Genomic DNA, 15584 nt, shown 5'->3' on the forward strand with positions numbered 1-15584 from the left:
GGTCAAATGATCGATATTCATAGTCATATTATCCCTTGTGTTGATGACGGCCCCCAAGATCATATCCAAGGGTTAGACATGGCGAGAGCGGCCGTAAAAAACGGAATTTCCCATCTATTTGCAACCCCGCACCATCATAATGGACAATTTGAAAATCCAAAGAAGCAAATTTTAGCCCATATAAGACGGTTCAATCAATCCTTACACGAAGAGAATATTCCACTTACCGTTCACCTGGGTCAAGAATTAAGAATTCATCGGGAATTGTTTCATTCACTAAAAATGGATGAAGTTTTGACCCTTGATGATCAAGGAAGGTACTTGTTATTAGAGCTTCCATCAGGGGAAGTTCCATTTTACACTAGTGAAATTGTTTATGAACTTTTATTGAGGGAAATCATCCCGATTATTGTGCATCCTGAGAGAAATCAAGGCTTTATCGAGAATACGAATCAACTTTTTGAACTAGTTCAAGAAGGAGCGTTAACCCAGCTGACAGCAGGTAGTATCATCGGTCAGTTTGGAAAAAAGGTTAAAGCCTTTTCCGAAAAAATCATCGAACATAATTTGGCGCATTTTATTGGCTCTGATGCCCATAACACAAGAACAAGGAGATTCTGCCTCCAAGAAGCCTATGAAGCCGTCACCAAAAAATATGACATACAGCGTACATTCTATTTTAGAGAAAATGCGGAACTGCTTATGAGGGGTCAAACAATAATAAAAGAACAACCTGCACCAATAAGAAAAAAGCTATTGGGTATTTTCTAACTGGAATAAAAAATTATTAAAGGTGGCATACCTTTTCATGCGGACAAAAAAAGCCTTTTATATTATGATTTCAAGCCTTTCCTATCAATTGGTTTATGCACTGATTGGCTTAATTCTGCCGAGATTATTCATAACCGTTTATGGATCAGCCGTCAACGGACTTATGCTGTCCATTCGCCAATTTTTGAATTTCTTAAATATTGTAGAATCAGGAATTGGGCTGACATCAATAACAGCTTTATTAAAGCCAATGGCAGCAAATGATAAAGATGCAGCAAACGGAATTTTATCTGCCGCAAAATTACTTTATCTGCGGGCGGGGTATATACTTGTCAGTTTCATTGCATTGCTTGCAATTTTCTATCCTTTTTTGATTACTGATCAGGTTAGCTATCAAATCGCTTTTTTCCTGGTTCTAATTTTGGGAGGCAACAGTTTTGTAGACTTTTTTATTATTGGAAAGTATAAAGTGCTGCTTACCGCAGATCAAAGAGTCTATGTATTAACAAATATACAAATTATCGGTTTAATTGCTAATTTAATTTCATACGTTATCCTCATTAAGGCTGGATGGGATGTACTTCTTGTTAATGGCATTGCCACTTGTTTTTTTGCATCCAAATCTATTTTGTTATTGGCCTATGTCAAAAAACAATATCCAAATGTCAGTTTTAAGGAAAAACCGGATACAGAAGCATTAGCCCAGCGTTGGGATGTCTTTATTCACCAAATAACAGGAGTTATTGTGTTTAATACTCCCGTCATCATCATTACAATCTTTTTAGGGCTAAAGGAAGTAAGTGTATTCACAACGTATAATATGGTATTTTCTGCGATTACCTTATTAGTAACTTCTTTTTCGAGTGCCCTATTTGCAGGAATAGGGGACTTACTAGTTAGAGGCGAAAAAAATAGGGTTATTGAAGTTTATAACATTTTTGAATCTGTTTATTATGCCTTAATCGCCTGGGCCTTTACCACTGCGTATTTACTCATACTTCCATTTATCAAGGTTTATACACATGGAGTTTCAGATGCGAACTATATCCGCCCGGAATTAGCTATTTTGTTTATTGCTGTAGGGGTGATAAGCAACATTCGAGTTCCGGCCTATACATTAGTGAATTCCGCTGGTCACTTCAAAGAAACAAAGTATCGGGCGCTGGCAGAAGCTGTCATTAATTTACTTGCTTCCCTCATCCTAGTTCAGATGTTTGGAACCGAGGGAGTACTATTTGGATCCATTTGCTCCTATACCTTCCGCACCATAGATGTTCTTTTATATGCTTCAAGAAATATATTAAATGCCTCATTAAAACCGACAATCCTAAAAGTATTGACTAATATATTTCTTTCATTAGTTGCAGCTTTGCCAATTCATTGGTTGCTCAACATCGATCCAAAGAATTTATTTGAATGGTTTGTTTATGCCATTCTCCTATCGATTTGGAATTTAATAATAATCGCTGTTGGCAATATCCTAATCGATCCAAAAATGTCCAAAAGTGTCCTTCAACGGGGCAGGCTTGTCTTTGGAAGAAAGGAGGCTGAGGAGAAATTGATGCTTTAGCCGTTTTAAATCGCAGCACAACAAATCGAAATGTCTATTATTTTCTAATTCTACTGTTCTCTGTGTTCTTAAATCAAACGAGTATTATTGGAGGAATCAATTTTTCCCTGAGCGACTTGGTGATTTTACTGTTGCTAGTTCATGTGGCTTGTAATGGGATTAGCGTTCCAGGATATTCGTTTGTTTATTTTTTGTTTTTGTCTGTCTTACTATTGGTGACAGCCATCTTTTATACCCCTTACAGATTTGGTGTTACGGCTGATTTTTATTCCATTATTAAGGAATATGCTAAACTGGCCGTCGTTTTTTTATATTTTATTATTGGGTATAACCTAAAACATGAAGATCTTATAAAGATTTCGATAAAGTGGTATTCAATTGCAGCATTATTTGTCGGAACACTCGGAATATTTATTAATCTTTTAGGTTTGAAATTTCTTTATCAAATCTATGATTTTGGTGAAGACCGTTATAACGGTTTTATGAATGATCCGAACTATTTTGCTATTGTTCAAATCAGTGCCCTGCCATTTTTTTTAAGGTCTGAAAAAATGTTATTAAGGACGAAACTTTTTACTTATCTCATCATTTTAATCAGTATATTACTTTCAGGATCAAAAACGGGAATGATTACGTTATTAATTTACACTACTGTATTTATTTTAGGGGAAATAGTTATAAACAAATTAAAACTTGGAACAATCCTCTTAATGCTTTTTGGTATTCTGCTTTTGGGAGCACTTTTTGAGCTGCTTGGGAAAAATTTAACCTTATTAACAGAAAAATCCGTACAATTCCATCGGATTAGTCTAATTTTTACTGACTTTAATGCTGCTTTTAATGAGGGAGGCTCATCCCGGCTTCCGATTTGGAAGGCAGGCATTGAATTAATCGGATTATCACCTTTAGTTGGTGTGGGAGTGGGCATGTATACCGCCGTTTCAGAAAAAGTTTCTGGCATTGATGCAGTTGCTCATAATACGTATATTCAAACCTTTTCGGAGTGGGGAGGTATTTTTGCAGCTATCTTTTTCATATATATTGCCTGCATAATTCTGAAGATAACGTTAAATAAACAGTTTCAAAGTAAGATCAATTATATGTTAAGGGATATATTAATTATTTTATTGATAGGGTCCATGGCGGTCTCATTTAATAATGCTAGAATGTTTTGGTTCTTTTTAGGTTCATTGGTCTATTTGCTTAGCTCAAAAAATCTTGGGAAAGTGTCTGGTAGATTCTCTTAATGGGGGGATATTAGTGAAAAAAGTACTTTTTGCAGCCTCTGTTTATTCACATTTCGCTTCCTTTCATAAACCCTTTATGAAAATGTTTCAACAGAAGGGTTATGAGGTACACGCGGTCGGAAGTAATTCTAGAAAACGGAAGGATGAACTACTTGATATTGGGGTCATTTGCCATGATGTCGATTTTGATCGAATGCCATTTTCCAAAAAAAATATGAGAGCAGTAAAGGAATTAAATGATTTATTCAGGCAACATTATTTCAACTTAATACATGTCCATACACCGACAGCGGCTTTTTTAACAAGGTATGCAGCTTCAAAGCATAATCAAGGAAAAATTCTCTATACGGCGCATGGATTTCATTTTTTTAATGGAGCCTCTCGAAAAAATTGGCTTCTTTTTTATCCTGCTGAAAAACTTGCGAAACGATGGACAGACGGGTTGCTTGTTATGAATGAAGAGGATATTTCGTTAGGAAAAAGGCTTGGATTTATGGAAAACCATAATATGTTTCATGTTCACGGGGTTGGTGTGAACTTAAAAGAATTTAATGAAAAGCCTGGGGAGTTAATTGATATAAAGAACGAGTTAGGCTTGACTTCTGAAAACGTAATTATTAGCTGTATAGCAGAATTAAGTCCTCGGAAGAATCAATTATTTCTCCTTAAAAACTGGAACTCTATAGTAGACCAATGTCCAAATGCACATTTATTAATCATTGGGTATGGAGAAGATATGGAGAAAATCAAAGCTTTTATAGAGGAAAATTGGATTATGAATGTTCATTTATTAGGATATAGAAAAGATATTCCAAGTATCATTGCAGCATCTGATATTGTGACATTAGTTTCCAAACATGAAGGGCTTCCCCGGTGCTTAATGGAGGCAATGGCTGCAGCAAAACCAATAATCACGACAAATGTCCGCGGTTCAAGGGATTTAGTGGACAACGGGCATTGTGGCTTGGTTGTAGGCCTTGGTGATAACGAGGGTCTTATTCAAAGTTTTGTTAGATTAATTGAAGATAAACAATTAAGGATTAATTTCGGGAGACTAGGCCAACAGAAAATACAGGCGTATAGCTTAGGAAATGTCTTAAATGAAATGGAAGAGATTTACTCACGTTATGTGTAAACATCAAAAATGGAATTTTAAGAGGGGCTAACAATATGGATAATCTATTGAAAGATATTTTTTTCAAACTAGGTGTTTATGAATTTGCTAAAAAAAGGAAAAGGTTGGTGAAGGGAAATGAAGAGAATATTTGATTTTATTCTTTCAATCCTTATAATAATCATTTTCTCCCCTGTTATCATCCTATTATCCATACTAGTTAGACTAAAACTTGGGTCACCTATTCTTTTTAAACAAGAACGTCCAGGATTGAATGGAAAACCCTTTTTGATTTATAAATTCCGAACAATGACAAATAAAAAGGACAACAATGGAAGTTTATTACCCGAACATCTAAGGTTGACAGGCTTTGGCAGTTTTATACGTAAATTTAGTCTGGATGAGTTACCCCAGTTAATAAATGTCATAAAAGGGGAAATTAGTTTAGTTGGACCGAGACCATTAAGAATGGACTACTTACCGTTATATACCCCTCTTCAGGCGAGGCGCCATGAGGTTAAACCAGGGATTACTGGTTGGGCACAAATTAAAGGTAGAAATTCTATAAGCTGGGAAGAAAGGTTTGAATTAGATGTTTGGTATGTTGATAATAAATCCTTCCTGTTAGATTTAAAAATATTAAGCATGACTCTTTTGAAGGTAATTAGACCACAAGGAATTAATCATGATGGTCATGTTTCAATGCCTGACTTTACAGGGACTAAGATGAGGAGTTCTTATGGAGAAAAAGAATCTAATTAAGTTGCCAACTCCCTTAGATTTTTATGGGGAAATTAATGCAAATGAAGTTTTTATTAAAAGAGATGATATGACGGATCTGGCATTTGGCGGAAATAAAGTTAGAAAACTAGAATATTTTATCGCCGATGCTATTAAATCAAATTGTGATTGTTTAGTGACATATGGCTCGCCCCAGTCAAATCATTGCAGGATAACTGCAGCAGCTGCAATTAAATTTAATCTTAGGCCAATTCTTATTCTTTCTGAAGAAAGTGGAATCAATTTTAACGGTAATTATTTTTTATATTCAGTAATGGATGCCGAAATTCATTGGACTTCTACCTTAAAAGTTCCCGAAACAATAAAAAATGTCCTAGGCAAATTAAAAAAACAGGGCTGCCATCCATATTTTATACAAGGTGGCGGACACGGAAATTTAGGGACGCATGCTTATAAGGAGGCTTTCTTGGAATTAAGCAATCAGATGCGTACAGAGCCAGATTTTATTTTTCATGCCACTGGGACTGGGACAACACAAGCAGGGTTAATTGTTGGATCAAAACAAAATCAAACAAAGTCAAAAATAGTAGGCATTAGTATTGCTAGGAAAAAAAATAGATGTCAAGAAGTAATAAAAGAATCCATTATCGATTATTTATCCTTCTACGATTCCGTCAAGATAATAGGTGATAATGATATCCTAGTCGAAGATAAATATATAGGAAAAGGATATTCCCATATTTATCCTGAGGTTTTGGAAACAATTAAAATGGCAGCTAAGAAGTCTAGTATATTTTTTGATCCGGTATATACGGGGAAAGCATTTTTCGGAATGGTGGATTATATAAAAAATAATAATATAAGAGGCAAAACAATAGTATTTATCCACACTGGAGGGACTCCATTATTATTTAATTATAGTAATAATTTTAAAGAGGTTAAGGGGGAGATAGTTAATGAATATTTTAATATGTAGTGTCGGACGGCGTGTGAAATTAGTTGAGTACTTTAAAAAGGAAGTCCATGAATTAAATGGAAAAGTAATTGCTGTGGACTGTGATATTACTGCCCCAGCCTTGCACCATGCCGATGTGTTTGAAATTGTTCCCCGTATAGACCATCCTGATTATATCCTCCGTATTAAAGAGTTGTGCTATAAGTATAAAATTAATGGTGTATTATCCCTTATAGATCCTGAATTGCCACTATTGGCCAGTTATAAAGAAGAACTGAAAGAGAATGGAATAAATATCATTGTATCTGATAAAAATGTTGTTGATATTTGTACAGACAAATATTTAACTTATAACTTTCTTGAAGATAATGATTTGCCGTCTGTTCCGACATATATTGAAATAGATAAAGTAATACAAGAGCTTAATAATGGGAATATCCAATTTCCATTAATGATGAAGCCGAGAAATGGAAGTGCCAGTAAAAATCTCCATAAGGTTTCTTCAATGAAAGAACTATATGTAATAAAAGAAATTTACGAAGATTTGATTGTACAGCCATTTGTAGAAGGTGAAGAGTTTGGGGTGGATTGTTATATTGATTTATTAACAAAGGAAACTACAAATATATTTATGAAAAGAAAGATAGTGATGAGAGCGGGGGAAACAGATAAATCCATAGCAACAAAAGACCCTACATTAAAGCGGATCATTGAAAAACTTATAAGGGTTCTTAAGCCAATTGGACCAATCGATATTGATTGTTTTAAGACTGAAACAGGTTACTTGATATCCGAAATCAATCCAAGGTTTGGAGGTGGATATCTCCATGCACATGAAATGGGGCAAAGTTTCGTTAAAAATATCATTAACAATTTAAATGGAGTTCCTAATCAATCCAATCAAGATGACTATAAAGAAGGAACAACATTGGTAAAATATGATCATTTTATCGTGTTATAAATTCAAGAAATCCACTTAAAAAGGATAAGCTGTCAGCTTATCCTTTTAGTGATTTATACATGTAGAAACTTCACACAAACAGGGTAAGGAACAACAATATCAGAATTAATAAGCGTTAATCTTCCAGTAGCATCATCTCTGGAAAACAACACAAGATTGCTCGATTCCTGATTCGAAGCCACGATGAATTTCTCAGTAGGATCTAAAGCGAAATCCCGCGGCCAATCCCCTTCAGTTGACGTATGCTCGATAAAGCTCAACTCTCCGGATAAAATATCTGCTCTAAATACTGCGATGCTGTTATGCCCTCGGTTACCCGCATAAACAAAACGGCCATCAGAGGAAATATGAATCGCACTGCCTTGGTTATTTTCCTTAAAATCATCCGGAAGCGTCGATATATATTGTTTTTCAGTGAAATGACCATTTTCAGGATGATAGGTTAAAACAATAACCTCTGAACTGAATTCCGTCATGACATACGCAATTGTTCGATTCGGATGAAAAACTAGATGTCTTGGACCGCTGCCTGCCTTTAAAGGTAAACGGCTAACCTCTGATAATTTCCCCTCAGCACTGATTTCATAAGTTATCAGTGCATCAATTCCCAATTCCACAACAGCCAAGTATTTTTCATCAGGGGTGAGTCCCGCAAAATGGGTATGAGGTTTTTCCTGCCTTGGATCGGGGCCGCGGCCTTCATGCTTTGCTCCTGAAATAACTGGTTTAACAGCGCCATTCTCCTGGTTAATCTGCTGGGACTCAACTAAGCCTTTATGATAATTTGCACTGAACACATATCGATTTTCGCTGTCTACACTAACATGGCATGGAGGAGAGCCCTCAGATCCTTCACTGTTGATTGCCGTTAGTTTCCCTGCTTCACTTATAGAAAAAGCGGCAACCCCGCCAGTATTTCCTTCCTTTGCAACAGAATAAAGATATCGGTTGTCATTGCTGATTGCTAAATATGTAGGATTTTCTAACTCGGCTGCGACAGAAACATCCTCTATTTTTCCTCTATCCGAATCCAAGGTAAAGGAGTAGATCCCTTTGCTGTCTCCCTTTGTATAAGTTCCAATATAACCTATGTATTTATCGTTTCTTGACATTATACCAACTCCAATTAGTTATATATAATTCCCTTCTTATATTATCCTATTATTGTTATTTAGCTCACCTTATTGCTCAGAATTGATATCTTTTGTTTGCATTATTAATATGGATAGGTAATATTTATACTATTAAGGACAACAATTTACATAAGGAGTCTAATTATGGCAAATAACAAAAAGAGCACGAAAAATAGTAAGAATTCATCATCAAAGTTTATTTTCTGGGTAGTCGGTCTAATTGCCGTTGGAATATTGGCGCTTATTTTTTTCGGAAATCATAATAAGAATCAGAATAATACCGCTTCCGAAAAAATTGATTACGCTAATCAGCCATTTCTGGGCGATAAATCTGCACCAGTCTCCATTATTGAATTCGGTGACTATAAATGTCCAAATTGCAAAAACTTTGCCGATCAAGTAATTCCTCAGATTCAAAAAGATTTGGTGGATACTGGGAAGGCCAAATTGTATTTTATGAATGATTCGTTTATCAATGTTGATTCTGAACGCTCTGCTAAATTTGCGGAATCTGTATACCAGGAATTGGGAAACGACACGTTTTGGAAGTTCCATGAACTTCTTTACAAAAAACAGCCAGAAGATTCTAAATATGAAAAAATCGATCTATATACAGAAAAATTCTTAACAGATACCTTGAAAGAAGTGGCCAGCGATAAAGATGTTGATAAGGTTGTAAAAAACTTCCAAGCAAAAAAATCGGATGCTGCCTGGAAAAAGGATATGGATTATGTTGGAAAATTAGGTGTAACTGGAACGCCAACCATATTTGTAAATGGCAAGAAGTTTGAAGGCGGAAGTATGGACGATTTAAAAAAGATGGTTGATAAAGCAGCGAAGGGGAAATAGCATGAATAAATCCTTAGTAGTCTCGTGGGTTGCAGCTTTAATTGCAACACTCGGCAGCTTGTACTTTAGTGAAGTCATGCACTTTGTACCATGTACGCTTTGCTGGTATCAGCGGATATTCATGTATCCACTAGCCATCATATTGGGGATTGCTGTCTACCGAAACGATAAGGGAATTTATAAATATGTATTGCCGCTGTCAATCATCGGAATCCTAATATCAGGCTATCATACTTTATTGCAAAAGATTCCCTATTTACAACAATTTGAAATGTGTACAAGCGGGGTTCCCTGTTCAAAGGACTATATCAATTGGCTGGGATTTATTACGATTCCCCTATTAGCACTGATTGCTTTTATTACCATAACGATCAGCTTAGTAATTCTTGCCCGCAGTCAAAAAGAAGAAGAGACTATCCAAGGATAGTCTCTTCTTCTTTGCACAAAAAAGGAGCAGTAAAACCATGAGATTTTACCGCCCCTCTTTTTATTAAGGTGTAATGGCCATTGCCATGATTAGTACATCCAAGATGCACCAACAATGATTAAAAGGATAAACAATACAACGATTAGCGCAAAGCTATTATTGTGTCCCATTCCAAAGTCACCTCCTATTTAATAATTACAATTTATGCAAATAGGAGAAAATGGAAATGGACAAACGTTGATTCGCAGAAAAAAGATTGAAATTAGCTATATTGCGGTCTTAGTTTGGTTCGTTTGTTGACGTGCTGTTCGGCACTTAATGCTGCAATCGCACCATCAGCTGCAGAAATAACGGCTTGTTTAATCGGTGTTCTTCTAGCGTCACCGCCTGCAAACACTCCATCAACATTTGTACGAAGATGGTCGTCAACGATCACATAACCTTCTTCGTCTCTCATGACGGCTCCATTAAGGAAGTCAGTCCCCGGTTTCATTCCGCCAAGATATAAGAAAATACCATCGACATTCCAAGTTTCCACTTCTTTTTTATCATTTAGAATCCCTAGTTTCTCAACACTATCCGTACCATTGATTTCTCTGACTCGGTGACGTCGATAAATTTCCACCTTTGGATTATCTTCTAGTGATGAAAGGTCAGTATCACCCTTTAACTCAGTAGGAATTAATAATTTAACCTTTTTGCAATACTTTGCAAGTATTTCTGCCTCATGAATAGCCTCGTCATTATCACCGACAACTGCAACAACCTGATCTTGATAAAAGGCGGCATCACAGGTTGAACAATAGCTGACACCGCGGCCGGTGAATTCTTCTTCCCCATTAATCTTACTGGATGGAGCTTTTGCGCCAACGGCAATAAAAACGCTTTTTGCCTTAATCGTTCCTTCAGCTACCTCGATCATTTTGATTTCATTTGAAAAATCAACAGAAAGAACAGTAGAGCGGACGAATTCTGCACCAAAGTCTTTTGCTTGTGCTTGCATTCTTGTCAGCAGTTCAAGACCCGTTACTTCTTCACGCACCCCTGGATAGTTAGCGATTTTATGAGTAATCGCTAAAGTTCCTGCCTTTGGGGCCTTATCAATGACAAGAGTTTTTAATTTTCCGCGGGCAGCGTAAACAGCAGCAGACGCTCCAGCAGGCCCGCCGCCAATGGTTACAAAGTCATAGACTTCTTCAAGGATCTTTTCATTAACTGGCTGGAAAATGGATTCTTCACTTTCAGGTTGTGGAGTGTAAATTTCTGCTGGCTTGTCCTCTTCAGACAACCCAAGAAGTTTAATGAATTTTTTCTCCTGAAAGCCTAAGACGAGCTTCCCATTAATAAAGGTCGCAGGTGTTCCAAAAATTTTGCGTTCCTTTAACTGATCAAAATATTCTTTATGAATCGAGGCATTCCGTTCTTCAAATTCAATTCCCTTTTCTTTTAGATATGATTTTACTTTTTCACAATAAGGGCAGCCAGAGCTGCTATATACGATGACTTCGTGTTTAGACATACGAGGGTACCTCCTAAAACCTTTTCTTAATTACAATAATAATATTAATACTAAATAAAAGTCAAACTTTTTTAATAATTATTCTAAATAAAAAAGCCCAACAAATAATGTTGGACTTTAAGTAAATTAAATTGTCTTGCCAAGGAATGCCGTGAGCATCCAAACATGCTTTTCTAAACCTGAATGGATAGCGAGCAGCATGTCGCCGGTGGTTTCATCATCTAACTCTCCAGCTAGACTCATTCCTTCTTTTATTTCACCAATGATGATTGAATAGTCATTAATAATCGATTGAACCATTTCTTCAGCTGATTCTGAGCCTGTTGCTTCTTGAATGGATGAGAGTTCAAGGCATTCTTTCATGGTTGCCACTGGATTACCTCCAATTGCAAGTAAACGTTCTGCTAATTCATCGACATGGAGCCCGGCCTCGTTATAGAATTCTTCAAATTTGGCGTGAAGTGTGAAAAATTGCCCGCCCTTCACGTACCAGTGATAGTTATGTAATTTAATATACAAAACAGACCAATTGGCAATTTGTTTGTTTAGTACATCCACTAATTGATTTTTCATAAGAAATCCTCCTTTATATCATCTCGTTATATTATTTCCAAAGATACACATGAAATCCTGTATGATTTTAAGGAAATTCTTGTCAGATTGGTGAAAGTTTCTCTCTCTCTATGTTACATGGCTGAAACCAACTGTAATAATAACTCCTTCATTATCCAGTAAAGTATTTTTATGGAGATCAATATGAATTGGATAGACCTTACATTTTGTTGAGGAACGCTTTGATATCAGGCGGTCTCTTTGCTAGCTTTTGCATTCCATTTTTTGGCTAATGAATTCGTATGTTACAACTGGTAGCCTTAGTTGTAGAGAAACGAGCTACTAATCTAGGAGGTTTTCGAATGAACAAACTTAAAAAACTAGTAATTGCAGCTGGTCTTATCTTATCAATGTCAGCATTTACTGTAAATGGAAAAACAGAGGCGGCTACGACAACTCATAAAATTCAGTCTGGAGAAACTTATTGGAAAATTGCAAAAGGTTTTGGTGTGCCTTTAAATAGTTTAATGGCGGCTAATCATTCTAAGCCACTTTATACAGGACAAAATATGATGATTCCTAACTCTCCTTATACAGCAGCAGAGAAAGATCTAATGGCACGTCTTGTCCGTGCAGAAGCAGTGGGAGAGCCTTATGCAGGGAAAGTTGCAGTTGCTACAGTCATTTTAAATAGGGTAAAAAGCCCTGATTTCCCAAACACAGTTCGTGGAGTTATCTATCAAATTGCAAATGGGCACTATGCTTTTACTCCTGTCCAAAACGGTCAGATTAATCAGCCGGCAGATTATGCTTCCAAGAGAGCTGTTAATGAAGCAATCGCTTTTAGCGGAAAAGGAAACGGCTCATTATTTTTCTACAACCCTAAAACAGCGCAAAGTAAGTGGATTCTATCACGCTCTGTTACCGTTACAATTGGAAATCATCGCTTTGCAAGATAATCATTAACATTCCATAAAAATAAATATTAATACAATAAAGCAGTGGATTTCCAAAAAAGGAGTCTCACTGCTTTTTTTGTATTTATTTATTGATTTTAAGTGCTACTAAACTAGCAAAATCATGAATGATGGTAGCCGCGAGCAGGGATGTAATTTGAGTTGGGTCGTATGGCGGCAGCACTTCGACTAAGTCAAATCCAATAAAATTAAAGTCTGTTAGGGAACGGATAATTTGTAAGGTTTCAAAGCTATTTAATCCACCGACCTCGAGGGTCCCCGTTCCCGGTGCACAGGATGGATCGACAAAATCTATATCAAAGCTAAGGAAGCAAGGAGTATCCCCAATTTTTTGTTTGATTTCTCTTATAACATCCTCCATTCCACGCTCCTTTAATTCAGGTGTTGTAATGACACGATAGCCCAAGTCCTTGCTGGCATCAATATCGCCTGGATGGTTGAGTGTACCGCGAATCCCAACCTGAAAAACCTTATCTGGAATAAGCAGATTTTCTTCGTAGGCCCGAATGAATGGAGAACCGTGCCAATATTTTTCATCATAATAGGTATCCCATGTATCGGTATGGGAATCGAAATGAATTAATGCAACAGGTCCGTGCACCTTGGCAGCTGCTCTTAAGTTGGCCAACGTCACTGAGTGGTCTCCGCCAAGCCCAATGGGAATGATTCCTTTTTCCATCAATTCCATGACTGCTTTTTCAATGACTTCGTAGCTGCGATGGATATTATGAGGGATCACGGAAACATCGCCAATATCAATGGCATTACAATCATCAAACGGATACACCTTGTGAATCGGATGATACGGAAATAAAGTCATTGACGCCTGACGAATGGCTTGCGGTGCGAACCGGGCCCCAACACGGAAGGATGCGGCAGTATCAAACGGCATGCCGACAATCGCTAATTTCGCATTTTCTCTTGTGGAAGGCAGCCTCATAAACGTGCCTGTCGTACAAAATTCAGGTTTTACGTCGGGTGATAAAGGATAGTGCATTTTTAGATTCCCCCATTTCTGTTTTTTCAAAATTAAATGTTGCAAGTTTTATGCCAAATAAAAGAAAGGAGCTCTTCGTGATTGGCACGGAAATTGCAAGCATACATACTGATTTTAAAAATAAGGGGGAATAAAAAATTTTAAAAAGACAAAGGGTTTATTATGTATTGAAAGCGGTTTAAAAAAGGGGAGGTATGATAGGTGGAAAGTGGCGTTAAGTTGAAAAGATCGTTAAAGCTTTGGCAGATTGTTATTATGGGGCTCGCTTATATGACCCCCATGGTTGTGTTTGATACGTTTGGGATTGTTTCAGGGATAACAAATGGTCACGTGCCAAGTGCCTATATTATTGCATTGGTCGGAATGCTTTTCACGGCGGCAAGCTATGGCAAACTGGTAAAGGTTTTTCCTCAGGCAGGTTCGGCTTATACTTATACACAAAAGGCGATAAACGGTCATTTAGGATTTCTGGTTGGCTGGTCCTCTTTACTTGATTATTTATTTTTACCAATGGTCAACGCTTTATTAACCAAACTGTACTTAAATGCTTTGTTTCCATCCGTTCCTGATTTTATCTGGGTATTAGTATTTGTCGGAATCGTTACCTTTCTTAATTTACGAAGCGTTAATATCCTGGCAAATTTTAATACCATTTTTGTGGCTGTGCAAATCCTGATTATGATCGTCTTTATCATCCTTGTCGTTAAAGGGCTGAATGGAGGCGAAGGAGCCGGAACTGTGCTCAGCCTTAAGCCTTTTTTTGTGGAAGGGATGAACATTCCAGTCCTAATTACAGGAGCAACGATTCTCTGTTTTTCCTTTCTTGGTTTTGATGCCGTTACAACCCTCTCTGAGGAAACACCAAATCCAGAAAAAACAATTCCAAAAGCGATCCTTTTAACAGCTTTGTGGGGAGGAGTCATTTTTATCACCACATCGTTCTTTATTCAGTTATTCTTCCCTGATATTTCAAGATTCAAAAATCCAGATGCCGCCCTGCCGGAAATTGCTCTGTATGTGGGGGGAAAACTGTTTCAATCGATTTTCTTATGTACAACCTTTGTCAATACGCTAGCATCCGGGCTAGCTTCACATGCAAGTGTATCGCGCCTATTGTATGTAATGGGGCGGGATAAAGTCTTTCCGGAGAAATGGTTCGGCTTTGTCCATCCAAAATGGAGGACGCCTGCGTTTAATGTTATATTTGTCGGTGTCATGTCCTTATCGGCATGGTTCTTTGATTTAGTTACTGCTACGTCGTTAATTAATTTTGGCGCCCTAATGGCGTTTACGTTTGTAAATTTATCTGTTATTAGTCATTTTGCCGTCCGGCAAAAAATGCATCGGTCCCCAAAAGGATTTTTTGAGTACATTATCATGCCATTAATTGGAGCCGCTGCAGTAGGAATCCTGTGGGTAAATCTTGAAATAAGTTCCTTGACCATGGGCCTCATATGGTTTGGGTTCGGCTTTGTGTATTTGCTCTATCTAACAAAAGCATTCCGGGCAGCGCCGCCGCAATTTAAAGCAGAAGAAGCATAATAAACCTTTAAGCCTTTAATCATTCTCTTGATTGAAGGCTTTTTTGATGCCCCTATTATGCAAATCAGATTAGATTATGCAAGATTTCATAGAATTTAGGGGCTATTTTATTATTTACCTAGTAAAAAATTGTTGGCACAAAAATTGCAACTATTTTGAATAGTAATATAATTATTTCGAAGGGGAGGTTCTATTGGTTTTCATATTGATTTGAACAAAAGTGAAACTG

16 protein-coding genes are annotated in these 15584 nt (G+C 37.0%); 11 read left to right on the forward strand and 5 right to left on the reverse strand.

Annotation, left to right across the window (positions count from 1 at the left end):
- Positions 1-6: 6 nt before the first annotated feature.
- The 7 genes from PH210_RS24160 to PH210_RS24190 all read left to right on the forward strand — a co-directional run bounded on the left by PH210_RS24160 (position 7) and on the right by PH210_RS24190 (position 7359).
- Entirely contained in the window at positions 7-771 is a 765-nt protein-coding gene (locus PH210_RS24160; protein ID WP_289988937.1) for a tyrosine-protein phosphatase, read from the forward strand.
- 37 nt (positions 772-808) lie between these two features.
- The gene (locus PH210_RS24165) at positions 809-2341 is read left to right on the forward strand and encodes a lipopolysaccharide biosynthesis protein (protein WP_289988938.1); all 1533 of its coding nucleotides are present in this window, start codon (positions 809-811) and stop codon (positions 2339-2341) included.
- Positions 2342-2472: 131 nt separating this feature from the next.
- Positions 2473-3588, forward strand: coding sequence for an O-antigen ligase family protein (locus PH210_RS24170; RefSeq protein ID WP_289988939.1), 1116 nt, complete (start codon positions 2473-2475; stop codon positions 3586-3588).
- Positions 3589-3601: 13 nt separating this feature from the next.
- Positions 3602-4723 carry a glycosyltransferase family 4 protein gene (locus PH210_RS24175; RefSeq protein WP_289988940.1) on the forward strand — a complete coding sequence of 374 codons (1122 nt, stop codon included), beginning with the start codon at positions 3602-3604 and terminating at the stop codon, positions 4721-4723.
- A 117-nt stretch (positions 4724-4840) separates the two neighbouring features.
- The gene (locus PH210_RS24180) at positions 4841-5464 is read left to right on the forward strand and encodes a sugar transferase (RefSeq protein ID WP_289988941.1); all 624 of its coding nucleotides are present in this window, start codon (positions 4841-4843) and stop codon (positions 5462-5464) included.
- Positions 5442-6419: a 1-aminocyclopropane-1-carboxylate deaminase/D-cysteine desulfhydrase gene (locus PH210_RS24185; RefSeq protein ID WP_289988942.1), complete on the forward strand. Its 978-nt coding sequence runs from the start codon at positions 5442-5444 to the stop codon at positions 6417-6419. The genes PH210_RS24180 and PH210_RS24185 overlap by 23 nt, the downstream gene beginning before the upstream one ends.
- On the forward strand, positions 6400-7359 hold the full coding sequence (locus PH210_RS24190; protein WP_289988943.1) for an ATP-grasp domain-containing protein: 960 nt from the start codon (positions 6400-6402) through the stop codon (positions 7357-7359). The genes PH210_RS24185 and PH210_RS24190 overlap by 20 nt, the downstream gene beginning before the upstream one ends.
- A 53-nt stretch (positions 7360-7412) precedes the next feature.
- On the opposite strand, the gene PH210_RS24195 is transcribed toward PH210_RS24190, so the two are convergent.
- On the reverse strand, positions 7413-8471 hold the full coding sequence (locus tag PH210_RS24195) for a lactonase family protein (RefSeq protein WP_289988944.1): 1059 nt from the start codon (positions 8469-8471) through the stop codon (positions 7413-7415).
- Between the two features lie 165 nt (positions 8472-8636).
- Here PH210_RS24195 and PH210_RS24200 point away from each other — a divergent pair, with 165 nt between their 5' ends.
- A complete protein-coding gene (locus PH210_RS24200; protein WP_289988945.1) occupies positions 8637-9341 on the forward strand; it encodes a DsbA family protein in 705 nt (234 codons plus the stop codon).
- Position 9342: 1 nt separating this feature from the next.
- Positions 9343-9768 (forward strand): disulfide oxidoreductase, encoded by a 426-nt coding sequence (locus PH210_RS24205; RefSeq protein WP_223591727.1) that lies wholly within the window; start codon positions 9343-9345, stop codon positions 9766-9768.
- 89 nt (positions 9769-9857) lie between these two features.
- Here the strand turns inward: PH210_RS24205 and PH210_RS24210 are convergent, their stop codons facing one another.
- From PH210_RS24210 to PH210_RS24220, 3 genes are all read right to left on the reverse strand, one after another.
- A complete protein-coding gene (locus PH210_RS24210) occupies positions 9858-9938 on the reverse strand; it encodes a YjcZ family sporulation protein (RefSeq protein WP_483312143.1) in 81 nt (26 codons plus the stop codon).
- A gap of 92 nt (positions 9939-10030) precedes the next feature.
- Positions 10031-11287 carry an FAD-dependent oxidoreductase gene (locus PH210_RS24215; RefSeq protein ID WP_289988946.1) on the reverse strand — a complete coding sequence of 419 codons (1257 nt, stop codon included), beginning with the start codon at positions 11285-11287 and terminating at the stop codon, positions 10031-10033.
- A gap of 126 nt (positions 11288-11413) precedes the next feature.
- Positions 11414-11860, reverse strand: coding sequence for a Dps family protein (locus tag PH210_RS24220; RefSeq protein WP_289988947.1), 447 nt, complete (start codon positions 11858-11860; stop codon positions 11414-11416).
- 341 nt (positions 11861-12201) lie between these two features.
- Between PH210_RS24220 and PH210_RS24225 the strand changes: the two genes are divergently transcribed.
- The gene (locus tag PH210_RS24225; protein WP_289988948.1) at positions 12202-12798 is read left to right on the forward strand and encodes a cell wall hydrolase; all 597 of its coding nucleotides are present in this window, start codon (positions 12202-12204) and stop codon (positions 12796-12798) included.
- 82 nt (positions 12799-12880) lie between these two features.
- Here the strand turns inward: PH210_RS24225 and speB are convergent, their stop codons facing one another.
- On the reverse strand, positions 12881-13813 hold the full coding sequence (gene speB / locus PH210_RS24230) for an agmatinase (RefSeq protein ID WP_289988949.1): 933 nt from the start codon (positions 13811-13813) through the stop codon (positions 12881-12883).
- A 201-nt stretch (positions 13814-14014) separates the two neighbouring features.
- Between speB and PH210_RS24235 the strand changes: the two genes are divergently transcribed.
- The gene (locus tag PH210_RS24235) at positions 14015-15355 is read left to right on the forward strand and encodes an APC family permease (protein ID WP_289988950.1); all 1341 of its coding nucleotides are present in this window, start codon (positions 14015-14017) and stop codon (positions 15353-15355) included.
- The last annotated feature ends 229 nt before the right edge of the window (positions 15356-15584 follow it).

Source organism: Paenibacillus sp. BSR1-1 (genome assembly GCF_030403775.1).
GTDB lineage: Bacteria > Bacillota > Bacilli > Bacillales > Cytobacillaceae > Neobacillus.